Origin of the sequence: Paenibacillus sp. MBLB1832, from assembly GCF_032271945.1 — a bacterium.
In the GTDB taxonomy this organism is placed as follows: Bacteria; Bacillota; Bacilli; order Paenibacillales; family NBRC-103111; genus Paenibacillus_E; species Paenibacillus_E roseopurpureus.
In genome coordinates this window covers 3141035-3163412 of record NZ_CP130319.1, presented here as the reverse complement: position 1 = coordinate 3163412, position 22378 = coordinate 3141035, and the positions used below count along the sequence as shown (strand labels likewise).

General features: G+C 47.3%; 21 protein-coding genes. 18 read left to right on the top strand and 3 right to left on the bottom strand.

What is annotated here, in order from left to right; all coding sequences use genetic code 11:
• Nucleotides 1-20: 20 nt before the first annotated feature.
• Both glnA and MJB10_RS14150 read left to right on the top strand, forming a co-directional pair.
• Complete coding sequence (gene glnA, locus MJB10_RS14155) at nt 21-1361, top strand: type I glutamate--ammonia ligase (protein WP_314795593.1); 1341 nt, start codon at nt 21-23, stop codon at nt 1359-1361.
• A gap of 107 nt (nt 1362-1468) precedes the next feature.
• A complete protein-coding gene (locus MJB10_RS14150) occupies nt 1469-2710 on the top strand; it encodes an aminopeptidase (RefSeq protein ID WP_314795591.1) in 1242 nt (413 codons plus the stop codon).
• A gap of 91 nt (nt 2711-2801) precedes the next feature.
• Here the strand turns inward: MJB10_RS14150 and lexA are convergent, their stop codons facing one another.
• Nucleotides 2802-3419, bottom strand: a complete 618-nt coding sequence (gene lexA / locus MJB10_RS14145; RefSeq protein WP_314795589.1) for a transcriptional repressor LexA — start codon at nt 3417-3419, stop codon at nt 2802-2804.
• Nucleotides 3420-3633: 214 nt separating this feature from the next.
• On the opposite strand from lexA, the gene MJB10_RS14140 reads away from it, so the two are divergent.
• The 3 genes from MJB10_RS14140 to MJB10_RS14130 all read left to right on the top strand — a co-directional run bounded on the left by MJB10_RS14140 (nt 3634) and on the right by MJB10_RS14130 (nt 5128).
• A complete protein-coding gene (locus tag MJB10_RS14140) occupies nt 3634-3966 on the top strand; it encodes a LysM peptidoglycan-binding domain-containing protein (protein ID WP_314795587.1) in 333 nt (110 codons plus the stop codon).
• A 144-nt stretch (nt 3967-4110) separates the two neighbouring features.
• Complete coding sequence (locus MJB10_RS14135; protein ID WP_314795585.1) at nt 4111-4296, top strand: DUF896 domain-containing protein; 186 nt, start codon at nt 4111-4113, stop codon at nt 4294-4296.
• 40 nt (nt 4297-4336) lie between these two features.
• Nucleotides 4337-5128, top strand: a complete 792-nt coding sequence (locus tag MJB10_RS14130; RefSeq protein ID WP_314795583.1) for an HAD family hydrolase — start codon at nt 4337-4339, stop codon at nt 5126-5128.
• Nucleotides 5129-5209: 81 nt separating this feature from the next.
• Here MJB10_RS14130 and MJB10_RS14125 read toward each other — a convergent pair whose 3' ends face one another.
• A complete protein-coding gene (locus tag MJB10_RS14125; RefSeq protein ID WP_314795581.1) occupies nt 5210-5749 on the bottom strand; it encodes a 1,2-dihydroxy-3-keto-5-methylthiopentene dioxygenase in 540 nt (179 codons plus the stop codon).
• Between the two features lie 215 nt (nt 5750-5964).
• Here MJB10_RS14125 and metH point away from each other — a divergent pair, with 215 nt between their 5' ends.
• From metH to MJB10_RS14100, 5 genes are all read left to right on the top strand, one after another.
• Nucleotides 5965-9402, top strand: a complete 3438-nt coding sequence (metH, locus tag MJB10_RS14120) for a methionine synthase (protein ID WP_314795579.1) — start codon at nt 5965-5967, stop codon at nt 9400-9402.
• A 21-nt stretch (nt 9403-9423) separates the two neighbouring features.
• Complete coding sequence (gene rnz / locus MJB10_RS14115) at nt 9424-10353, top strand: ribonuclease Z (protein WP_314795578.1); 930 nt, start codon at nt 9424-9426, stop codon at nt 10351-10353.
• Nucleotides 10354-10771: 418 nt separating this feature from the next.
• Complete coding sequence (locus tag MJB10_RS14110) at nt 10772-11542, top strand: GNAT family N-acetyltransferase (protein ID WP_314795577.1); 771 nt, start codon at nt 10772-10774, stop codon at nt 11540-11542.
• An 18-nt stretch (nt 11543-11560) separates the two neighbouring features.
• Entirely contained in the window at nt 11561-12505 is a 945-nt protein-coding gene (locus tag MJB10_RS14105) for a lysophospholipid acyltransferase family protein (RefSeq protein WP_314795576.1), read from the top strand.
• A gap of 3 nt (nt 12506-12508) precedes the next feature.
• Nucleotides 12509-13507 carry a metal-dependent hydrolase gene (locus MJB10_RS14100; protein WP_314795574.1) on the top strand — a complete coding sequence of 333 codons (999 nt, stop codon included), beginning with the start codon at nt 12509-12511 and terminating at the stop codon, nt 13505-13507.
• A 73-nt stretch (nt 13508-13580) separates the two neighbouring features.
• On the opposite strand, the gene MJB10_RS14095 is transcribed toward MJB10_RS14100, so the two are convergent.
• A complete protein-coding gene (locus tag MJB10_RS14095) occupies nt 13581-14174 on the bottom strand; it encodes a nitroreductase family protein (RefSeq protein WP_314795572.1) in 594 nt (197 codons plus the stop codon).
• A 153-nt stretch (nt 14175-14327) separates the two neighbouring features.
• Between MJB10_RS14095 and MJB10_RS14090 the strand changes: the two genes are divergently transcribed.
• From MJB10_RS14090 to MJB10_RS14055, 8 genes are all read left to right on the top strand, one after another.
• Nucleotides 14328-14543 (top strand): hypothetical protein, encoded by a 216-nt coding sequence (locus MJB10_RS14090; protein ID WP_314795570.1) that lies wholly within the window; start codon nt 14328-14330, stop codon nt 14541-14543.
• Between the two features lie 59 nt (nt 14544-14602).
• Entirely contained in the window at nt 14603-16891 is a 2289-nt protein-coding gene (locus MJB10_RS14085; protein ID WP_314795568.1) for a DEAD/DEAH box helicase, read from the top strand.
• Nucleotides 16888-18318, top strand: coding sequence for a ribonuclease H-like domain-containing protein (locus MJB10_RS14080; protein ID WP_314795566.1), 1431 nt, complete (start codon nt 16888-16890; stop codon nt 18316-18318). Before MJB10_RS14085 ends, MJB10_RS14080 begins: the two co-directional genes overlap by 4 nt.
• Before the next feature lie 83 nt (nt 18319-18401).
• On the top strand, nt 18402-19205 hold the full coding sequence (locus tag MJB10_RS14075; protein ID WP_314795564.1) for an Fpg/Nei family DNA glycosylase: 804 nt from the start codon (nt 18402-18404) through the stop codon (nt 19203-19205).
• A gap of 15 nt (nt 19206-19220) precedes the next feature.
• Entirely contained in the window at nt 19221-20057 is an 837-nt protein-coding gene (locus tag MJB10_RS14070) for a deoxyribonuclease IV (RefSeq protein ID WP_314795562.1), read from the top strand.
• A 2-nt stretch (nt 20058-20059) separates the two neighbouring features.
• The gene (locus tag MJB10_RS14065; protein WP_314795560.1) at nt 20060-20407 is read left to right on the top strand and encodes a cyclic-phosphate processing receiver domain-containing protein; all 348 of its coding nucleotides are present in this window, start codon (nt 20060-20062) and stop codon (nt 20405-20407) included.
• A gap of 24 nt (nt 20408-20431) precedes the next feature.
• Nucleotides 20432-21205, top strand: a complete 774-nt coding sequence (locus MJB10_RS14060) for an ABC transporter ATP-binding protein (protein WP_314795558.1) — start codon at nt 20432-20434, stop codon at nt 21203-21205.
• Nucleotides 21206-21266: 61 nt separating this feature from the next.
• On the top strand, nt 21267-22304 hold the full coding sequence (locus MJB10_RS14055) for an SAM-dependent methyltransferase (protein WP_314795556.1): 1038 nt from the start codon (nt 21267-21269) through the stop codon (nt 22302-22304).
• The last annotated feature ends 74 nt before the right edge of the window (nt 22305-22378 follow it).

The following is a 22378-nucleotide window of genomic DNA, read 5'->3' as shown; positions in this document are numbered from 1 at the left end:
TTTGAGAGGAGAATGCATGCGTGACTTACAACAATAACTATTCCAAAGAAGATATTCTTCGCATTGCCAAAGCAGAGAACGTTCGTTTCATTCGTCTGCAATTCACTGATTTAATGGGAAGTATCAAGAACGTAGAGATTCCTTTGAGCCAGCTGGAGAAAGCGCTTGATAACAAAATGATGTTTGATGGTTCCTCCATTGAAGGTTATGTTCGCATTGAAGAATCGGATATGTACTTATATCCGGATTTAGATACATGGGTTATTTTCCCATGGGTAACGGAAAGCAAAGTCGCACGTCTAATCTGCGATATTTATATGCCGGATGGCACGCCGTTCCCTGGCGACCCGCGTCAAATTTTGAAGAATGCGTTGAAACAAGCGGAAGAGATGGGCTATACAGCGATGAACGTTGGTCCAGAACCAGAATTCTTCTTGTTCAAAACAGATGAGAAGGGCAATCCAACGACGGAATTGAATGACCAAGGCGGTTATTTTGATTTGGCACCGATGGATCTTGGTGAGAACTGCCGTCGTGATATCGTGTTGACACTGGAAGAAATGGGCTTTGAGATTGAAGCATCTCACCATGAAGTAGCGCCGGGACAGCACGAAATCGACTTCAAATACGCGGATGCGATTAAAGCAGCTGACCAAATTCAAACTTTTAAACTAGTGGTAAAAACGGTAGCAAGACAACATGGCTTGCATGCTTCTTTCATGCCTAAGCCGCTGTTCGGGATGAATGGTTCAGGGATGCACTGTCACCAATCGTTGTTCAAAGGCGACACGAATGTGTTCTATGAAGAGAGCGACAAATTAGGTTTAAGTACGGTTGCAAGACAATACATGGCTGGCGTTCTGCGTCATGCGCGTTCTTTCGCAGCGATTACGAACCCAACAGTTAACTCCTACAAACGTTTAGTGCCTGGTTATGAAGCACCTTGCTATGTGGCATGGTCCGCTAGTAACCGTAGTCCGATGATTCGTATTCCGGCTTCTCGTGGTTTAAGCACGCGTGTTGAAGTCCGTAACCCAGATCCAGCTGCGAATCCTTACTTGGCTCTAGCTGTGATGTTAGCTGCTGGTCTTGACGGCATTAAGAACAAAATGCAGCTTCCTCCGCCAACCGATCGCAATATTTACGTTATGACGGAAGAAGAGCGTGAAAGCGAAGGCATCCCAAGCCTGCCGCTCAACTTGAAACAAGCCTTGGATGAGCTGCTTCGTGATGATGTCATCTGCGATACGCTAGGCGAACATGCGTTGGCCCATTTCTATGAGCTCAAAGAAATCGAGTGGGATATGTACCGCACACAAGTTCACCAATGGGAAAGAGATCAATATCTGTCCCTGTACTAAGTTTTACATAAATGAAAGTAAGGTTCCTAACACACAACTAGATATGTGAAGCCCGTCAGTCTTGGAAGAGCTGATGGGCTTTTTCACGCGGAGGAGACAATAAGATCATGGACAACTTTCAACGTAATCTAGAAAAATATGCAGAACTCGTCATCCGAATTGGCGTTAATTTGAATAAGGGGCAGGATCTCTTAGTCGAGGCTCCGATCGAGACGTTAGAACTAACAAGACTTATTGTGCAAAAAGCGTATGAGGCAGGTGCAAACTATGTCCATGTGCATTGGCAGGATGATGTGGTTTCGCGGAGTAAGTTTGACTATGCGGATGATGCGAGCATGGACTACTATCCACTGTGGTATACGTCGATGTTGGAGAAATTCGTAGAGAATGGCGGAGCTCTGCTGAACATTAAAGTGCCTAATCCGAATCTTTTCGATGGGATAGACGCAGGCTTGATTTCAAGAGTTTCCAAAGCGACTTCGACCGCTAGAGCGAAATATCAGCATTATGTGCGAACTGGCGAATTTAGCTGGTGCCTAATCAAAGCTCCAACGGAAGCTTGGGCATCAATTGTCTATGCGGATCTACCTGAAGAGGAGCGCGTGCCTGCGATGTGGGATGCGATTTTCCATATCAACCGTGTGTATGAAGAGGACCCTATCGCCGCATGGAGAAAGCATCTGGATACGTTAAAAGCGACGCGTAAAGTGCTTAATGCTAGGAATTATAAAGCACTTCGTTATCGCGCTACGGGCACCGATCTGCGTGTTGAATTGCCAGAAGGCCATATCTGGCTTGGCGGGGACAAAGGAAATGCGAGAGGGATTCGTTATGTGGCGAATATGCCAACCGAAGAAGTGTTTACGTTGCCTAACCGAACAGGTGTTTCTGGAACGGTGGCGAGCACGATGCCGCTAAATGTGAACGGTGCTTTAGTGGATAGATTCTCCTTTACATTTGAGGCGGGGAAAGTAGTGGACTTTCAGGCGGAAGTTGGCTACGAACACTTGGCTCGTTTATTGGATATGGATGAGGGTGCACGCTACTTAGGGGAAGTCGCTTTGGTTCCGTTCGATTCGCCGATTTCCAATTTGAAACGCATTTTCTATAATACTGGCATTGACGAGAATGCATCGTGCCATCTGGCGTTAGGCAGTTGTTACCCGATTAATTTGAAGGAGGGTACAACGCTGTCTAATGAAGAATTAAAGGCGCGCGGCGGCAACCATTCCTTGATTCATGTTGATTTCATGATCGGTTCCGCGGAGCTGGAGATCGATGGCGAATTAGCGGATGGCACGGTTGAACCCCTTTTCCGTGAAGGGAATTGGGCGTTGTCTTTTGAATAAAAGAGTAATTTACCTGCTATAGTATGCTAATTAGCTCAAAAAACGGCATCGCCCTTTAAGGACGATGCCGTTTTTTTATTGCGTTTTGAGCTTACATATCCCGGAATAGCCCGATTACGCGACCAAGTATGGTCACATTCTTGAGTCGAATCGGCTCTAACGCGGAGTTCTCCGGTTGAAGGCGAATGTGATCCTTTTCTTTGAAGAAACGCTTCACAGTAGCTTCATCATCTTCCGTCATTGCGACGACGATATCGCCATTGTTCGCCGTTTGCTGTTGTTTCACGATAACGTAGTCACCATTGTGAATGCCAGCCTCGATCATACTGTCTCCCATGATGCTCAACATAAATACGTTGTCATCTTTGACCATGCTGGATGGGAGAGGGAAGTAGTCTTCGATATTCTCTGTAGCTGTAATGGGAACACCTGCTGTTACTTTACCAACGAGCGGAACGCGAGCAACGGATACAGCGAAATTGGATTCTGCCCCATCGAGGCCAAGGATTTCGATCGCCCGTGGTTTAGTAGGGTCACGGCGAATCATTCCCTTCTTCTCTAGACGCTCCAAATGACCATGTACAGTTGAGCTGGAAGCAAGTCCAACAGCTTCGCCGATTTCTCGAACAGACGGCGGGTAGCCCTTATCTTTCACTTCATTCTTAATGAATTCCAATATAGCTTGCTGACGCTGCGAAATTTTACTCATTGATATCACTCCAATACTGGGAATCATTACCCAAAGTATAACATAGAACCCGAGTTCGTACAAACATAAGTTCGAACATTTGCTTGACTCAAACATTTGTTCGTGTTATTCTCATATCAGAACAAATGTTTGGGGGATGAATTTTATGTATATGGCTTATTCACAATCGAATGGAACGACAACACGTCAAGGTAAGGCTCACACATCTAAGCAGATGACAAATAGACGAGGGCAGACTATCTTGTTGCTGCGTTTTTTCCTGGTAGCTGTTATTCTTGGAACGGTGTTTTCATTCGGTGCGATCGTACAAGCCTATGCAGGTGAAGGGAGTACAGTGACTTCAGCGCCAACTCAGATTGTTCAGGTATCTTCGAAAGCTTCATCCGTGGAGAAGATTGTTATTCAAAGCGGCGACACACTCTGGGAGGTAGCTTCTTCGCATAAGAAAGATGGAGAGAGCGTACGTTCGTATATCGAGAAATTAAAATCAGTTAATCACTTATCTTCGAGTGCATTGAAAGAAGGGCAAGTTTTAGTGCTTCCATAATGAACACAAAGGGTACGTTTTACATAGATTTAGTTTATAGGGACAGGGATGTCATATCCTTGTCCCTTTAGGTATGTTCTTGACATTCCTATTCGGGGATGGCAAAGTAATACTCATATTGAAATTTTGAGTGGGAGGATCACAATGAGTGACAGCATGGATAAGAACATAGAGCGGATCAATGAACTAGCTCGGAAGGCGAAGACAGTCGGCCTAACAGATGCCGAAATCGAAGAGCGCAACGAGCTTAGAAAGAAATATATCGAAGCCTTCCGGGGGAACCTGAAGATTCAATTGGACTCCATCAAGTTTACAGACGAAGAGAAATAGGCAAGCACATAGATACTACATTCAAAAGGGGAAATGAATGATGTCGTTGAAAGCTGTACTTTTTGATTTGGATGATACGTTATTATGGGATGATCGTAGTGTGGAAGAGGCTTTTGCCGCTACATGTGCAGAAGCAGCGAAGCAAGTTCAGGTTGACGCTGTCGCGTTAGAAGCAGCGGTTCGTAAAGAAGCGAGAGGCTTGTATGAATCGTTCGACACGTTTCCTTTTACCAAAATGATCGGAATTAATCCATTCGAGGGACTATGGGCCAATTTCACAGAGGGTGAGGATGAGAACTTCCGTAAACTTCAGAAGCTAGCTCCAGGGTACAGAACGGAGTCTTGGACTAGAGGACTTGCAGCGCTTGGGGTTGAGGATCGCGAGCTTGGGTACAGACTGGGTGAAATGTTCGCAGCTGAACGCCGCAGCCGTCCATATGTGTATGAGGAAACGTTCCGCGTACTGGACGAATTGAAAGGGAATTACCAACTGCTTCTTCTAACGAATGGTTCGCCAGACTTGCAGAAAGAGAAGCTGGCAGGTGTTCCTGCGATTGCTGGATACTTCGATCATATTGTCATTTCCGGTGAATTCGGTCAAGGCAAGCCAGCTGTTTCTATTTTCAATTATGCGATGGGTCTGCTTGGTATCGAAGCGTCTGAAGGCATCATGATAGGGGACAAGCTTACGACGGATATCCTAGGCTCAGGCAGCGTTGGTATGCGAAACATTTGGATTAACCATCATGGGCTGCAAAGCGGAGATGAGATCAAGCCTGTATACGAAGTAACACGTCTTCAAGAAGTTCTTCCGATCATTACACAAGGCTAATTCATGAATCATAAAAGCCCAACAGTTTTGCAAGACATGGAGTCCTGCGCTGTTGGGCTTCTTCATGCATATACTTGTAGTCTAAGCTTTAACAAAAGAAGGATCTTCTACGTTGTAAGCAATCCAGCCATCTTTTTCGATGAATAAGCGAACCGCGACGATTTCACGGTTATCCATGAGCGTAAAGAAATGGTTCGTGTTTTCTGGAACGGAGATCACATCACCTGGCTCAAGCTCAACATCATAATAACCGAGTTCTTCGGACTTGATGATGAAAATCCCTTTACCAGATACGATCGCACGGATTTCATCTTCGGTGTGCGTGTGAACTTGCTCGAATTTCTTCAACAGCTCTTCGATATTCGGTGTGGAATCGGAAAGGGAGATGACATCCCAAATTTCGTAGCCGCGTCTAGCTGCTAAATCTTTGATTTCAGCTTCGTATGTCGCGATGATTTCAGCTTTCTCTTCGTCATTGAGTACGAATTTCTCGCGTAGTGCCACAGGAAGCTTGTTCGCGTCCCAATGTTCATAGACAACCTCTTGACTATCCAAGAAGGCTTTCACTTGCGCTTCGCCCTCGATACGTTCGTTGGTATTGCGAATTCTAATTTGTGCCACGTTACATCCCTCTTTCTTCAATAAATATAATCATATTATAGAGGATACAGAGCTAGCTGTCGATGTGGTGAGATAAGAATTTCCGATAAAAACTATAGGAATTAATGATAATTCAAAATCTTTTCATAGAAGCCGTATTCTGTTACACTAAATCTTAACATATTTTGTCGTTTTTTTTCTAATCGTTTAGGGAAAAGTTGAAAGGGAGTTTTGCGATGAACAAGCCGCCAATTCAAGAACAGCTTAAGAAAAAGATTATGATCCTCGACGGTGCGATGGGGACGATGATTCAGCAAGAGAATTTGACAGCTGAAGATTTCGGGAGCGACGATCTCGACGGATGTAATGAAATCCTATGTGTGACACGTCCAGACGTCATTCAGAAAATACATGAAGCTTATTTAGCCGCAGGCGCGGATATGATAGAAACGAATACGTTTGGTACGACGAGCGTCGTGTTGGCGGAGTACGATCTGCAAGATCGCCACCGTGAACTGAATTTGGCTGCGGCTAAACTTGCGATTGCTGCTGCGAATAAATATTCGACACCTGAGTGGCCTCGTTATGTTATTGGTGCCATGGGGCCGACGACGAAGACGTTGTCAGTGACAGGCGGCGTGACGTTTGAGCAGCTGGAAGAGAGCTATTATCAGCAAGCGCTTGCGTTAGTGGAAGCTGGCGTTGACGCGATGTTGTTGGAGACTTCCCAAGATACGCTGAACGTGAAAGCGGGCAGTATCGGGATTCGTAGAGCTTTTGAAACACTGGGCAAAGTACTGCCAATTATGATCTCAGGTACGATTGAACCGATGGGAACGACGCTGGCAGGTCAAAATATTGAATCATTTTACATCTCGTTGGAGCACTTGAAGCCGATTTCGATGGGTCTAAACTGTGCGACAGGTCCAGAATTCATGCGTGATCATATCCGTACCTTATCTAGCATTGCGGAAACTGCGATCAGCTGTTACCCGAATGCGGGGTTGCCAGATGAGAATGGTCATTATCACGAGTCACCAGAATCTTTGGCGAAAAAGATGGCTGGATTTGCTGAGCAGGGCTGGCTGAATATCGCTGGGGGCTGCTGTGGAACAACACCAGATCACATTCGTGCGATGGCGGAAACACTGGCGAATTATAAGCCAAGAACGGAGTATGGTTCCCATCCGCCTGCTATTTCGGGGATAGAAACGGTGTATATTGAGCCTGAGAACAGACCAATCATGGTCGGTGAACGGACGAATATTTCGGGATCGCGTAAGTTCAAACGACTTATTAAAGAAGGTAAGTTTGAGGAAGGATCCGAAATCGCCCGTACACAAGTGAAGAACGGCGCGCATGTGATCGATATCAATTTACAAGACACGGATATTGATGAAGCGTATGCGACTGAAAACTTCATGCAAGAGGTCGTCAAAAAGGTGAAGGTTCCGTTGATGATCGACTCAACTTATGACCATATCATCGAATTAGGTTTGAAGTATTCGCAAGGTAAAGCGATTATTAACTCGATTAACTTGGAAGATGGCGAAACGAAATTTGCGGGTATTTTGCCGCTGATTCATCGTTATGGCGCATCCGTTGTTTGTATCTTGATTGATGAGCGCGGCCAGGCGGTTTCCCGACAAGCGAAAATTGAAGTTGCGACTCGCTCTTATGAATTGTTAACAGGCAAATACGGGATGAATCCCGAAGATATTATTTTTGACCCGAATATGTTCCCAGTCGGTTCTGGAGATCCTCAGTACATTGGTTCCGCGGTGGAAACGATCGAAGGGATTAAATTAATTAAAGAGAAGTATCCATTAGCCAAAACGATTCTTGGACTCAGCAATATCTCCTTCGGCTTGCCGGATGCAGGACGCGAGGTTCTGAACTCGGTGTATTTGTACCACTGTACGAAAGCTGGGTTGGATTACGCCATTGTGAATACGGAGAAGCTGGAGCGCTATGCGTCAATTCCAGAAGCAGAGCGTCAACTTGCGGAAGAGCTTATTTACAATACGAATGATGAGACATTGGCGAATTTCGTTGCTCATTTCCGGGAGAAGAAGGTCGAGAAGAAGGAGAAAATCTCGAACCAATCATTGGAAGAGAGATTGGGCTCCTATGTTGTAGAGGGAACGAAGGAAGGGCTTATTCCTGATCTGGAAGAAGCTCTTCAGAAGTATTCGCCACTTGAAGTGATTAACGGTCCACTGATGAAGGGGATGGAGGAAGTTGGTCGCCTTTTCAATAATAACGAGCTCATCGTTGCCGAAGTCCTGCAAAGTGCGGAAGTCATGAAAGCATCGGTTAACTTCCTGGAGCCGTTTATGGAGAAATCCGAGTCAGCGGTGAAGGGTAAAATTATTTTGGCCACGGTAAAAGGTGATGTTCACGATATTGGGAAAAATCTCGTCGAAATCATCCTATCGAATAATGGTTATAAGATCGTCAATTTGGGGATTAAAGTACCGCCAGAACAAATCATTGAAGCGTACCGTAGAGAGAATGCGGATGCGATCGGTTTATCAGGCTTGCTTGTGAAATCTGCGCAACAAATGGTCGTAACAGCGCAAGATTTGCGTACGGCAGGTGTGGATGTGCCGATTCTCGTTGGCGGCGCAGCGTTGACGCGCAAGTTCACCAAAACTCGGATTCAGCCTGAGTATGAAGGTGTTGTGCTTTATGCGAAGGATGCGATGGATGGATTGGATATTGCAAATCAGTTGAGTGATCCTGAGCAACGGGCCAGGTTGATCCAGGAACTGCGTGAGAGCTTAGAATCCGACGTATTGGATACGAGTAAAAAGGTAGAGAAGCTGCCTCAGCTCACACGTGTGAGTTCATCCGCTGTCTCCAAGGATCTGCCTGTACAGGTGCCGCAGGATACAGAACGTCATATTTTACGTGATTATCCAATTAGTCATTTGATGCCATATGTGAATATGCAAATGCTTTTAGGTCATCACCTTGGGCTGAAGGGTAAGGTAGAGCAGTTATTGAGCGACAAGGACGCGAAAGCGTTGCAGCTTAAGGACACTGTGGATTCTATCCTGTATGCAGCACAACATGAAGGCATTATCAAAGCACACGGGATGTATCAGTTCTTCCCTGCGCAATCGAATGGGAATGATGTCATTGTTTATGACCCTCAGGATACAAGCAAGGTGCTGGAGACGTTTACATTCCCTCGTCAAGATAAAGAGCCATATTTGTGCTTAGCCGATTACCTCAAATCGGTGGACAGCGGCGAGATGGATTATGTTGGTTTCTTGTTGGTCACAGCGGGGCACAATATTAATGAGTTGGCGAAGGAATGGCGCGACAAAGGGGATTACTTGAAATCCCATGCACTTCAAGCGACAGCGTTGGAAGTCGCGGAAGGCTTTGCAGAGCGTGTGCATCACATCATGCGTGATGTACTTGGCATTGCGGATCGCGTAGATATGACAATGCAAGAGCGATTTGGCGCGAAATACATCGGCCAACGGTTCTCGTTCGGGTATCCAGCTTGCCCAGATCTGGAGGATCAAGCGAAGCTGTTTAATCTGTTGAAACCGGAAGATATCGGCGTTGAACTGACAGAATCGTTCATGATGGAGCCGGAAGCTTCGGTATCTGCGATTGTGTTCGCGCATAAAGAAGCGCGTTATTTTAACGTAGGTTAGACATAGAATGGAGTAGGGCTTGTGGACTTGTATTTTTTGGGAACAGGGGCAGGCATGCCTTCCAAACAGCGGAATGTGACCTCGATTGCGTTGAATTTGCTAGATGAACGTGGCACCTACTGGTTATTCGATTGTGGAGAAGGCACACAGCAACAAATCCTGCATTCTCCTGTGAAGCTAGGACGCACGGAGAAAATATTCATCACACATCTGCATGGTGATCATGTATATGGATTACCTGGGTTGTTAACGAGCCGCTCCTATTTGGGCGGAGATACACCGTTGACTTTATACGGACCAAAGGGATTGAAGGCATTCGTGGAGACAGCGCTTGAGGTTAGCGGGGCGCATTTGACCTATACGCTGCATATCGTCGAGTTGACGGATGAAGGTGTTATTTTCGAAGATGAGAGCTTCCTGGTGGAAACAGCGCGGTTAGAGCATCGCATCGAATGCTTCGGCTATCGCATCGTTGAGAAAGATCAGCCTGGCAAGCTGCTGAATGAAAAGTTAAAAGAGCTTGGTGTGCCGCCAGGCCCGCTATTCGGCAAGTTGAAGCAAGGGCTAACGATTCAGTTAGAGGATGGCCGAACACTGAATGGGGAGGATTTTCTTGGCGCGCCTGTTCCAGGGCGTGTGGTGGTGGTTCTTGGCGACACCAGATATTGTGAGGGTGCCAAAAAGCTAGCGCGCGGCGCAGACGTCCTCGTCCATGAAGCGACATTCGCGATGGATAAGCAGGAGCTCGCGTATGCGTTTGACCACGCGACATCGACGGATGCCGCGCGGACGGCGCAAGAAGCAGGTGCGAATGCGCTGATTATGACGCACTTGAGCTCGCGCTATCAGGGCGATAGCGTGACGGAATTATTGCATGAGGCGCAGCATATTCACGCTAACAGCTATCTGGCGAAGGACTTCTGGTGCTTCGACATCCCACGTAAAGTGTGATTGAATAAGCTTCTTCCGTTCGTTTGAGACGGGAGGAGCTTATTTTTGCATATAGACGTCAATTTCTTGCCCTAACCTCATACACTAAGCAATAAAGGTAATCGAGGTGAAGGTATGGAAATTACACTTGGTGAAGTGCTGCTTTCTATCTTTATCTCTGCGATCTTTTTCATCATGATTAAAGAAATATGGAAATCGTTTAAAGATAATGATTCCTAAAGGATAGATCGAGGGGTCAGACATAGGTGGGGCCATGTGGATAGTGCAAGTCGCCGAGGAGGCGATTGCGCTATTTTTTTATTTTATATAGACGGATATCACGAAAGTTACAATATCTTTACAACACGCAAATCAACAGGAAATAATTCTCCGTTATGCTGAAGTTGTTAAACTTTTAGTCGAGAGGTGTGAGGCAAAGATGATGAGAGTACCTCTGCAAACGGCGCCACAACCAGCAAAGCTTGCGGTCAAGCTAGCCAGCAACACAGGTGAAATTGAGCAAGCGATGCGCCTTCGTTATCAAGTTTTTGTTGAAGAAGAGAACAATTTTCGGATGCTCAATGAGCGCAAGCTGGAATCTGACGATTTTGACGCGTATTGTGATCATCTGATTGTGCAAGATCTCGAGACCGAAGAGGTTGTCGGTACGTATCGACTCCTGCCTGGCGACCGCGCTGTGGAGGGCATTGGCTTTTACTCGGAAACGGAGTTTGATCTGAGCGCTTACGCGCAACGGAAAAAACAATCCTTAGAGCTTGGTCGAAGCTGCGTGGCACCCCCATATCGGGATGGCAGAACAATTCAATTGCTTTGGGAAGGCATTGCAGGCTATAGCAGTGAGAATGGCTTCTCACATCTTATTGGATGTGCTTCGGTTCATTTTGCTCAGATGGAAGCGTTGAATGAGATCTATTCGTTGTTGCGCTTGAAGCAGGTGTGGACAGACCGTTACGGTATCCAGCCCCTCCCATCATATCGAATCACAGGCCTCTCCCAGATTGAATTGAGTGGCAGCGAGAAAGAGTTGTTTCGAAAGCTTCCTCCACTGATGAAAGGCTACCAATGGCTGGGCGCGGAAATTGCTGGGGACCCTGCTTATGATGAGTTGTTTGGGACGGTCGATTTCTTCATTGTTTTGGAGAAAGAGAAGGTCACTCGCCGATACAAACGTCACTTTCTAGCCACATAGTCAGGAGGATGTCTTTACATGTATGCGTGGATTGCCAAATTAACCTCAGATTCACGTCGAATTGATCGAATAACCAGGCTTTCACACTGGATGCCACTGTGGCTGATGAATATCTTGTGTATAGGAGTAGCTCATGTCGTGTATGTGTTTTGCCGACGCGGCTTCCTAATGCGAGTAGAAAGTAACTTAGTTGATCTATTAGGCCCAATGCCGAGCAGGAAGCTCAGAAAGATTTTGAAAGGGTATATGCAAAATGTCATCTTCACCCTTTACGAAATTCTCGTTGGGGTTGATGGAACACGTATCCCTCACTTCGAACTCGAAGGGGACGAAAATATACAAGAAGCGCAGCGCATAGCGGCTGGAAAAGGCTTTATTTTATATACGCCGCATAGTGGCAACTTCTTTCTTTACTATCGGTACTTCGCTCATCGCTTCGATTGTCTGACGGTTGCTTCTGCTGGAAGCTCAGAGCTTAGACCGATCTATCTAAAGTTTGCCGAGATGGGTTGCAAAGGGTTGGATTATGACAGCGTACCTCCCTTGCAGCTGTATCGAGCATTGCGCAAGCATCTTCTCGATGGTGGAATTGTGTTTCTTCTAGGCGATTTCTGGCGACCGAATTTTCCGCTTTCAACGTTATTTGGTAGAACGACAAGGACGCCGGAAGGAACGGCAATGCTGGCCTTAGATGAGGGGATTCCCGTTGTACCTTTCTATGGATATCGCGTTCATGGCTTTGAGCACCGCCTAGTGGCTGAAGCGCCTCTACTGCTGCGTGCAGACAGTTCGTTTGTGCCAAAAGGACCGAGAGCGGCGCGAGCCGAAGCGAATGTCGTCTTGAATGCGTTTATGGAGCAAGTTATACGCGCACAGCCAGAATCGTGGTTCTACTGGTGGAATGTGCATGAACGGTGGGAAGAGCAAGCGAGTTTAAAACAGCATGAGAAAAAGGGAGCGTGACAGATGGATACAGGGAGTCATCTATTGTTTGGCGTCACTTTAGCGGGACTGGCTTGTTTGGAACCTGCCGTTGTGCAGGATCCAGCCTTAGCACATGCCATCCTGGCAGGTACGTTGCTGGGATCGCATGCTCCTGATTTGGATACCTTCGCACGGTTAAAAGGATATGCGTATTATGTCCAAATTCATCGTGGCGTGACCCACTCCTTGCCAGCTTTACTGATATGGCCTATCTTGTTTGCGCTGCCCTTAGCAGGTATTTTCGGTGTGTGGGATCATTTGCTCAGCCTGTATGCCTGGATTTTCGCTGCGGTCGTGCTGCATGTTGGTTTGGATTTATTCAATACGTATGGCGTGCAATGCTTGCGTCCTTTCTCGAAAAAGTGGCTTCACCTCGATACGCTATGTCTGTATGAGCCCTTCTTGTTCGCCTTACATGCGTTGGGCGCTGGCGTTTGGTTTTTTGCATGGCACGGCGGAGGTGGGAGCTATGTTGGGGAAATGTTTGCTCTGATTTATGCGGCCGCCATCTTCTACATGGCCATACGTACGATGCAGCGTAATCGTCATGTGAAACGTGTGAAAATTGCATTAAACAGGGAAGATGGCATTTGCCATCTCGTCCCCAGTCTGAGTTGGTTCTTGTGGCAATTTGTACTTGAGAGCGATTGCTGCTTTTACTTGGGGGAAATTCGGTTTGGGCAAGTCATCGTGCACGAGCAATATAGCAAAAAAGATTACAATCAACATGAAACGCATCCTGTTGTGCAAGCTAGCATGTCGACGAAAGGTGTTCGTGCCTTCCTAACTTTCGCACAGCGTATTCATGTGAGCTGGAAAGAGAAAAATGACGGCTACCTCGTAGAGTGGCGGGATGCACGCTTTTGGCATAAACAACGAAAGTTTCCCTTTGGCGTTGATGTTCAGCTAGATCGAGATATGAAGGTCGTTAGTGATCGGATTGGTATGGATAAGAAGGCGTGGGACCCGCCATTTGTTTAGATGAAAAGAACACATTCATTCACGGTCTGACTGTGAGCGAAAGTGTTCTTTTTTTCAATGCAAGCGATAATCTTTATTCGAATTTTCCGAAATAAGTGAATGTAGAGACTTCATTTCTGCTGGATGGAACTTCACGTTCCCGCAAATTCTCAGGAAGCGCATCAACAGGACCGCGATAGCCGATCGCAATGACCGCATGAATGGCATAATCGTTAGGAATGTTCAGCGTTTGGCGAGCGAGATCACGATCGAAACCACCCATCGCATGCGTGATCAATCCTTGATTATTTGCTTCTAGTGCCAAGTATCCCCAGGCTGTGCCTGTATCGAAAGCATGGCTTGCATTTTCAGTGCCGCGCGGAGTTAGCGTATGAGATATAGCGAGGGCGAGCACAGGCGCCTTCTCACACCAGACACGATTGCTTGGGTGAATGAAGGAATGGAAGGCAGTGAGGTGCTCAGGTGTACGTGCGATGATAAAACGCCAAGGCTGATTGTTGTTACCCGATGGCGCCCATCGAGCAGCTTCCAATAAGCAAAGTAGAACGTCTTCAGGCACGTCTTGATCGGAGAAGGAACGAGGCGACCAGCGTTCGATGAATTGCGGGTTGATTTCATGATCTGGTTGGCGATTAGCTTCAACCTCATTGGATGGAGATGTGGACATTATGAGTTCCTCCTTATTCGATTTCATCCTTATTTTACCTGAAAGGAAACAGGATTACGAATTTATGATCTTCTCATATGATTGTATGGACATGGCTTTATTTGGCAAAGCTAGAGGTTATGACAAGTTGACCAAAATGAGGTGCGAGAAGCCATGAATTTCACGAGCCATGATGTGATAATCATCGAAAGAGCTTTACGAACCGCTATGAAACATGAAAGTGAAGAGCAACGATCAAGAGATTATCAAGAAGTGTTATTTAAAATGCAAGAAAGTGCCAACCAAGCGTTCGCATTGACCACTCCAGTTTCAAGCGAAGTGCTGGACGGCATTCGGTACGATTATGACGATTCAGCTGATTTAATGTAGACATACGAACGTATATTCTGTAAAATGGAAGAAACGATATGGGTAAGGAGATTCGATTGATGAATCCTTTCACAGGTAAAGTCTCTTCTATGATAGAAATGATTCAAGGGCTGCGCCAAACGCCTGAAATCATGGCTCAAGTCACCTATTGGCACACGATACCCCCGCGCGATCCTAAGCTGGCTGATTTTCCAGAAGGATTACATGAGGGTATTCGTCCTGCTCTTCGACATAAACAAATTCACCAGCTCTATACGCACCAAGCGGAGTCTTTCCGCCATGCAACTTCGGGAAAGCATGTTGTCACGGTAACGCCGACTGCTTCTGGGAAAACATTATGCTATAACCTGCCAGTGATCCAAAAGGTTTTGGAAAATGATGCGTCGCGCGCGTTATATTTGTTCCCAACCAAAGCATTGGCACAGGATCAGGTAGCTGAATTACAAGAAATGATCGATTACATGGGTGTGGATTTGAAAACTCATACCTATGATGGGGACACGCCGCCTACTGTGCGTCAGGCGATTCGTAATGCAGGACATATTGTCGTGACGAATCCCGATATGCTGCATTCCGCAATACTGCCTCATCATACGAAATGGGTCAAGTTGTTTGAGAATCTCACTTATATCGTCATTGATGAGGTGCATTCGTATCGCGGTGTTTTCGGCAGCCATGTTGCGAATGTGATTCGAAGATTAAAGCGGATTTGCCGATTTTATGGCTCAAATCCGCAGTTTATTTGCGCATCCGCGACGATTGAGAACCCGAAGGAGCATGCAGAACGGCTTATTGGCGAATCGGTAACGTTGATTGATAATAACGGTGCTCCAGCAGGCGAAAAACACTTCGTGTTCTATAACCCGCCAGTTGTCAATCAACAGTTGGGCATTCGCAAAAGCTCCGTCTTGGAGACGCGCAAGCTAGCGGGTACGCTGCTGCGAAGCGGGATCCAGACGATCGTGTTTGCACGGAGCCGCGTGAGGGTCGAGATTTTGCTGACCTACCTGCAGGAGCTCGTAAGCCACGAGCTGGGCAGCAAATCGATCCGCGGCTATCGCGGCGGATATCTCCCGAAGCTGCGCCGGGAGATTGAAAGAGGCTTACGCAGCGGGGAAATCCGCGGCGTCGTGAGCACGAACGCACTGGAGCTGGGCATCGACATCGGCCAGCTGCAAGCGTGCGTGCTCAATGGCTATCCAGGGACGATAGCCAGCACTTGGCAGCAGTCCGGGCGTGCCGGGCGGCGGCAGGAGACCTCGCTGACGATTCTCGTCGCGAGCAGCAATCCGCTGGATCAATATTTGATCCAGAATCCGCGGTATTTCTTCGAGCGGCCGCCGGAGCAGGCTCGCATTCATCCAGACAACCTGATCATCCTTGTCGATCATGTGAAGTGTGCGGCGTATGAGCTGCCTTTCGAAGCCCATGAGAAGTTCGGTGAGGAGTCTCTTACCGATGTGCTGGAGTATTTGACAGAAGAACAAGTACTCCATCACGCGAATGATCGGTGGTATTGGATGGAGCAGTCTTTCCCTGCGCATAACATCTCGCTGCGCTCGGCGGCGCAAGAGAATTTTATTATTATTGATATGACGAATGGTCACCGGGTTATTGGGGAGTGTGATAGGTTTAGCGCGCCCACATTAATTCACGAAGAGGCTATTTATATTCATGAGGGAATTCAATTCCAAGTGGAAAAGTTGGATTACGAAGAGAAGAAGGCATTCGTTCGACAAGTCAATGTCGATTATTTCACAGATGCGAGCATGGCTGTTCAGTTGAAAGTACTGCATGTGAACCGTGAGGGGCGCACTGGCGGATTACTTCGTCAACTAGGCGAGGTGACGGTGAACGCGCAGCCTACGATTTTCAAAAAAATTCGATTGCGTACACATGAAAACATCGGATCAGGACCGATTCGTTTGCCTGAAGAGGAGCTTCACACCAGCTCTTACTGGTTCACGTTTGACGAGGAGATGGCTAAGGGACGTTCGGCGAATGACATGCAGCATGCGCTGCTTGGGATCGCGAACGTACTCGGGCATCTGGCGCCGTTGTATTTGATGTGCGACCCGCTGGATATTCGGGTCGTACCGCAGGTTAAGGCCGTGCATAATAAGCTGCCGACGGTGTTTTTCTACGACCGGTACCCTGGCGGCGTAGGGCTAAGTGATCGGCTGTACGAGGTCCACGGACAGCTGATGGACCAAGCGCGCAGCCTAATCACGAGCTGCGGCTGTATCAGTGGCTGCCCGGCCTGCGTCGGGCCGATCGAAGAGGTCGGTCTGCTCGGCAAGCAGCTCGCGTTGGAGCTGCTTGCGCAGCTCAATGGCGGTGCCCGATGAGCGGGCTCCGCGAAAGGCTCGGCCGCCTGCGGGGACCCGCAGCGGCAAGTGCAACGCCGCCGCCCCCGCCCGAGGCGGGGGGCGAATGGGCGCAGCTCGGCGCCCATATCGCGACGAGCCCTGGGGGCTCGTTCGTGATGCGGCGCCGTGTGTACGGCGCGGACAGCGTGCACGGCAAATATCGGCTGAGTGACCTCGCCGATGTGGCGCCGCAGCTGTCCAGCTTTCACGAGCACGACGCCGTCGTCCGGGCCGAAGAGTTGCTCTTCTTCGACACGGAAACGACCGGACTCGGCGTCGGCGCAGGGAACGTGCCGTTCATGGTTGGCATCGGCTACTACGAGGATGAGCAGTTCATCGTGGAACAGCTCTTCATTCGAAACCCTGCTGAGGAGCAGGCGATGCTCCTTTACCTGCAAGCGCTGCTCGGCCGCTTTACTCATATCGTCTCCTATAACGGACGTACGTTCGATTGGCCGATTCTTAAAAATCGCTTCGTCCTGAATCGACTAGCTCTTGAAGATGCAGAGCTTCTGCAGCTGGATCTTCTCTATTCAGCTCGTAGTTTGTGGCGGAACTCGCTGCCATCCTGCCGTTTGAGCAAAGTGGAGGAGGCCAGACTTGGCTTCGAACGAGTGGATGATGTGCCAGGATCGATGGCACCTGCGTTGTATTTTCTCTATTTAGCAGAGAAGGATCCTTCTGTCCTTAAGGGAGTCTTCGTGCACAATGAGCATGATATTGTGACATTGGCTGCGCTTGCGATTCATTTTGGTCGGTTATTGACACCTGCAAATGAAGATAGCATGGACGAAGAATACTGCTCTGATGTTGAAACGGACGAAGGCGGTTTTGGTGCAGAAGAACTTCATCAACTTGATTTGGAAGAGCTGTATCGTACCGGTGTTTGGCTCGACAAAATGGATCGCATCGCTAAAGCAGAGCGTTATTTCGATAGGTTATATACAAGATTACTAGATGAAGTACCAGATCGGCCGCCTGCGGATCGGGAAATTGCAGCAATGCAATTAGCGGATTGGTATAAGAAGAGAGGCCGTTATTCACGAGCAGTGGAGCTTTGGAAAACTGCTATTCTCTTGAAGCCATCAAGTATTTCGTCGCAATTGGAGCCCTATTTGGAGCTGGCGATGTACTACGAGCATAAAGAGAAGAATCTGGAACTCGCGGTTTTCTATACGGAAGAAGCGTGGGCGAAGCTCTGGCGCAGACGTGCACTGCAACGTGCGGATCGGAAGTTCTCGGAGCTAGAAGATGCTTGGGAGAAACGTTTGAACAGGTTGCAGGACAAAATTCGTAAGAAGAAGTCTACACATGCGCCAAAGGAAACGGTTAAGCAAGTGGCGGTTAGAACGAAGCCAAACAAGAAGTTGGAAAGGCCTTCCTATGTCGCTGAAAGCTTGATTTAAGATGTTCTGGCTTTTAAGGCTTGAGGTTTAGGTGCTCTGCCATTTGGTTATACCAAATATAAAAATGGCAAGGAGCGATGGACGTGCCTGAGCTGCCTGAAATGGAAACGTATCGTCAACAGTTATCCAGAAGAATCCTAAATGAGACAGTGACAAAGGTTGAAGTAACACGACCAAAGTCTTTGAATATAAGCGCTGACACTTTTGCCCAAAAGCTAGTCGGCAACCGAATTGTGCGCATGGAGCGTAAGGCGAAGCATTTGCTGTTTCATTTGGCGACAGGTGACGTGCTGTTGCTCCACCTCATGTTAGGCGGTTGGATGTTCTATGGTTCTGAAAAGGAGAAGCCTGATCGTACGGTTCAAATTGAGCTTCATTTTGGCGAGAAGCGGCTCTATTTCATTGGCTTACGGTTAGGCTACTTGCATGTGCACACACCAGATGAGGTCATTGATCTTTTGCATAAATTGGGCCCAGAGCCCCTTGGAATCAATCTCGCTCAATTTCGTCATGCACTTCGTATGAAGAAGGGAACGATTAAAGTTACCTTTGTTGATCAATCTTTTTTATCAGGTATTGGCAATTGTTACTCGGATGAAATTTGCTTTGAAGCGGGGATTTTGCCGACGAGAAAAGTGGCATCGCTGAACGAAGAGGATACCATGAGACTTTTTCAAGCCATGCAAGCACTTCTGCGAGAAGCGATTCAAGCTGGGGGATACATGGAGGAACCACTCTTTGTTGGTGATCGATTAACGGGTCAATATAATGATCGTTGCCGCGTCTATGATCGGAATGGAGAAGCGTGTTTACGCTGCGGGAACCCGATTATTCAAATTGAGCTATCCAGTCGGAAATGTTTCTATTGTGCTCACTGTCAATCGTGAAAGGTCGGATGGAACATGAGAATCGGAGCCCATGTACGAACGCGAGGCGACTACCTTCTTGCAGCTAAAACTGCCCTGACTATTGGCGCTCAGGCGTTTCAATATTTTCCAATGAATCCGCGCAGTCTGGCGTTGAAGGAGGCAAACCCACAGGACATGCATGCCTGTGCTCAATTCAGCAAGGAGCATGGTCTACTTTCAATCGGCCATGCTCCGTATGCGCTGAATCCAGCAGTCGATGAGCCAGAGCGTGCTCTAATGGTTGCCTTGATCAAAAATGGCTTAGACATTACGAATGCGTGCGGATCCCTCGGCCTTGTGGTGCATTTTGGCAAATATGTCGGGAAAGACCCGTTACAAGGGTACAAAAATATAATACAATGTTTGAATAGTGCCACAGAGGGCTATAACGGAGCTTCGCTGATACTTCTTGAAAATCAGGCAGGCGAAGGCGCTCAATTAGGATTGACCATGGAAGAAATGGTGCAGGTTCGCAAGCTCTGTCTTCGACCGGAGACTATTGGGTTCTGCATGGATACCTGCCATGCTTTTGCCAGTCGATTATGGCAAGGATCGGATTGGTCCGATCTAGAGCGAAGAGGGGCGCAATTGGACTATTTGCCTCATGTAAAAGCGATTCACTTGAACGATTCTGTGTATGCGTGCGGCTCACGACGTGATCGGCATGCCAATATTGGTAGAGGATACATCGGTCTCGATAACTTCCGAACGCTATTAGCATCGCCATTTTTACAAGAAATACCAATCGTCCTTGAGACAGGCGCTGGATGGGATGGGACACATCGGGATGAGATTGCGCTTGTACAATCGTTGCATGGAAAGGAAAAGTGAAGATGATTCATGTATACTTAGATGATTCGCGTCCCTGTCCTCAAGGATTTACGTTAGCGAAAGACGCCAATGAATGCATTACTTTACTGCAAGAGTGCGAAGTGGATATCCTTTCCTTGGATCATGACTTAGGCTGGATGTCGAAGCAAACGGGTACAGATGTGGTCATTTGGCTTATTCAACAGCGCAAATTTCCGAGAACGATTTATATTCACACTTCAAGCCCTTCTGCGTGCACACAGATGTATCAAATGCTATATGCCGTGAAACCAGAGGCAATGGCACTATTTGATCATCGTATACCCGACGACGTGCTGCTTGAGGTGGCAAGAGGCACCTATTCTAGTTAACGTAATTTGAAAGGAATCGAACTCATGATCCATTTATCACAAATTCATTTTATCCGAGAAGAACGCCATATTCTAAATGATGTGAATGTACTTATTGAATCCGGTGAACACTGGGTCATATTGGGCCGTAACGGCTCAGGTAAAACTACGCTGCTTGAACTGATGAACGGATACGAATTTCCGAGCCGTGGTACGGTAGATGTGCTTGGGAATCGTTATGGGCAGTGTGACGTTAGAGAAATTCGTAAAAAAATCGGGTATATTTCCCAGTCGCTCCTCGAAAAATTAAACTTGGGAGATCCTGTTCATGAGGTCGTGGCAACGGGTGAATATGCCTTTTTGCGTTTCTACCAGGAAATTCCGCAGGAAGTAACGGCACGTGCGCTTCAAATGCTGGAACGCGTTCGCATTCCACATCTTGCGAATCAGACGCTTGGCAGCCTTTCACAAGGTGAGCGTAAGAAAGTGATGCTGGCCCGTTCCTTGATGATGAAACCGGAGATTCTCATTTTGGACGAACCTGCAGCAGGGTTGGATTTATACGAGCGTGAGCGGTTTCTGGCGGATGTGAATGATTTGAGCAAACAGGACATCACCGTTGTGTATGTCACGCATCATATCGAAGAAATCATGCCGTTATTTACGCATGTTGCCATTATTGAGCAAGGGGAAATTATTGCTGCTGGACGCAAAGAGGAAGTTCTAACTCCAGCAAATATTCACCAAGCGTTCGGTATCGATATCGTCTTGGAGTGGTATCAAGGACGTCCATGGATTAAAGTGATTGACCCTAAGTAAGCCATGTAACTTGTAAGAAACTTATTAGAACAAGACCGAAGATGATATAAAGGATGCGGCTATGACACTTTTAAACACCTATATTGGGACCTCGAATCATGGGTTTGCGCAATATGCACAAGATGAACTGCGCAAATTATTTCCAACTACCAAATTTACTTTATTAGTACCCACCGAGGTGTTCATCTTCCATGTTCCTGACGAAACGGTTGATGTGATACCAACGCTGATGGAAAATGAACCGATTTTCCTTAGGCATCTTCAGCCTGTCCATCAAGAGTGGGAGTTGACTCGTACAGATGGGGATTTGGCGAATTTGACAGAGTGGATGAGAAACGCTTATCGCGAAGGATTATTTAGCCTTGGCGACAAAATAGCTACGCAAATTCGTAAAGAAGAGCGAGCGGATGTGCCGTATGCACCGTTTGAAATCAAAGCAGCGATTGATGAAATTCTCGTTTCTGAATGTCAGGCTGAGCCTGTCGTTCGTTATGCGGATCACATCATTTCCGTCTATATCAGCGCGAAAAAGCTCTTTGTTGGTATATCCAAGCCTCAGGAGAACTTGTCGGATTGGTCTGGCGGTGCTATTCGATTCATGAAAGAGGAAGACCAAATATCACGCGCCAAATTCAAATTGCTAGAAGCTGAACAACGTTTCGGTATTGATTTCAGCATCGCTCGCAAAGCGATAGATATAGGTGCCGCGCCTGGCGGTTGGACGTCCTTATTGCTAGAGCGTGGACTCAAAGTGACGGCAATCGATCCAGCTGCGCTGAATCCTCGCTTACTGGGTAATCCGCTGCTTACTTTTTTGAAGAAAAACGCTGGTGACGTGAAGCTGCGCGACAATGAGTTCGATCTGCTTGTCTGTGATATGAGCTGGGATCCTAGGCAAATGGGACGTCTCGTAGCGGATTTGCTGTACGGTTTGCAAAGTGGAGGCACGGCGATTATTACGGTGAAACTCATGCATAAGAAGCCTTTCCAGACGGTGCGAGATATTTTGCGTATCTTTGAAGATTCTCTCTTTTTGCTAAAAGCGAAACAGCTCTTTCACAATCGTGAAGAGTTGACACTCTACTTGCAGAAAATATAATTTTTGGGAAAATACATAGATTTTCCAGTGAACCTCCCTTATAATCAAGAACATATGGGCTTGAAACGAAGAGG

What these genes read in the sequence shown, in the direction of transcription:
- MJB10_RS14070 (WP_314795562.1), top strand. Translation starts at nt 19,221, where the DNA reads ATGAGAATCGGAGCCCATGTACGAACGCGAGGCGACTACCTTCTTGCA.
- MJB10_RS14135 (WP_314795585.1), top strand. Translation starts at nt 4,111, where the DNA reads ATGAGTGACAGCATGGATAAGAACATAGAGCGGATCAATGAACTAGCT.
- MJB10_RS14065 (WP_314795560.1), top strand. Translation starts at nt 20,060, where the DNA reads ATGATTCATGTATACTTAGATGATTCGCGTCCCTGTCCTCAAGGATTT.
- MJB10_RS14110 (WP_314795577.1), top strand. Translation starts at nt 10,772, where the DNA reads ATGATGAGAGTACCTCTGCAAACGGCGCCACAACCAGCAAAGCTTGCG.
- metH (WP_314795579.1), top strand. Translation starts at nt 5,965, where the DNA reads ATGAACAAGCCGCCAATTCAAGAACAGCTTAAGAAAAAGATTATGATC.
- MJB10_RS14100 (WP_314795574.1), top strand. Translation starts at nt 12,509, where the DNA reads ATGGATACAGGGAGTCATCTATTGTTTGGCGTCACTTTAGCGGGACTG.
- MJB10_RS14095 (WP_314795572.1), bottom strand. Translation starts at nt 14,174, where the DNA reads ATGTCCACATCTCCATCCAATGAGGTTGAAGCTAATCGCCAACCAGAT.
- lexA (WP_314795589.1), bottom strand. Translation starts at nt 3,419, where the DNA reads ATGAGTAAAATTTCGCAGCGTCAGCAAGCTATATTGGAATTCATTAAG.
- MJB10_RS14090 (WP_314795570.1), top strand. Translation starts at nt 14,328, where the DNA reads ATGAATTTCACGAGCCATGATGTGATAATCATCGAAAGAGCTTTACGA.
- MJB10_RS14080 (WP_314795566.1), top strand. Translation starts at nt 16,888, where the DNA reads ATGAGCGGGCTCCGCGAAAGGCTCGGCCGCCTGCGGGGACCCGCAGCG.
- MJB10_RS14130 (WP_314795583.1), top strand. Translation starts at nt 4,337, where the DNA reads ATGTCGTTGAAAGCTGTACTTTTTGATTTGGATGATACGTTATTATGG.
- MJB10_RS14055 (WP_314795556.1), top strand. Translation starts at nt 21,267, where the DNA reads ATGACACTTTTAAACACCTATATTGGGACCTCGAATCATGGGTTTGCG.
- MJB10_RS14105 (WP_314795576.1), top strand. Translation starts at nt 11,561, where the DNA reads ATGTATGCGTGGATTGCCAAATTAACCTCAGATTCACGTCGAATTGAT.
- MJB10_RS14150 (WP_314795591.1), top strand. Translation starts at nt 1,469, where the DNA reads ATGGACAACTTTCAACGTAATCTAGAAAAATATGCAGAACTCGTCATC.
- MJB10_RS14060 (WP_314795558.1), top strand. Translation starts at nt 20,432, where the DNA reads ATGATCCATTTATCACAAATTCATTTTATCCGAGAAGAACGCCATATT.
- MJB10_RS14085 (WP_314795568.1), top strand. Translation starts at nt 14,603, where the DNA reads ATGAATCCTTTCACAGGTAAAGTCTCTTCTATGATAGAAATGATTCAA.
- MJB10_RS14140 (WP_314795587.1), top strand. Translation starts at nt 3,634, where the DNA reads ATGACAAATAGACGAGGGCAGACTATCTTGTTGCTGCGTTTTTTCCTG.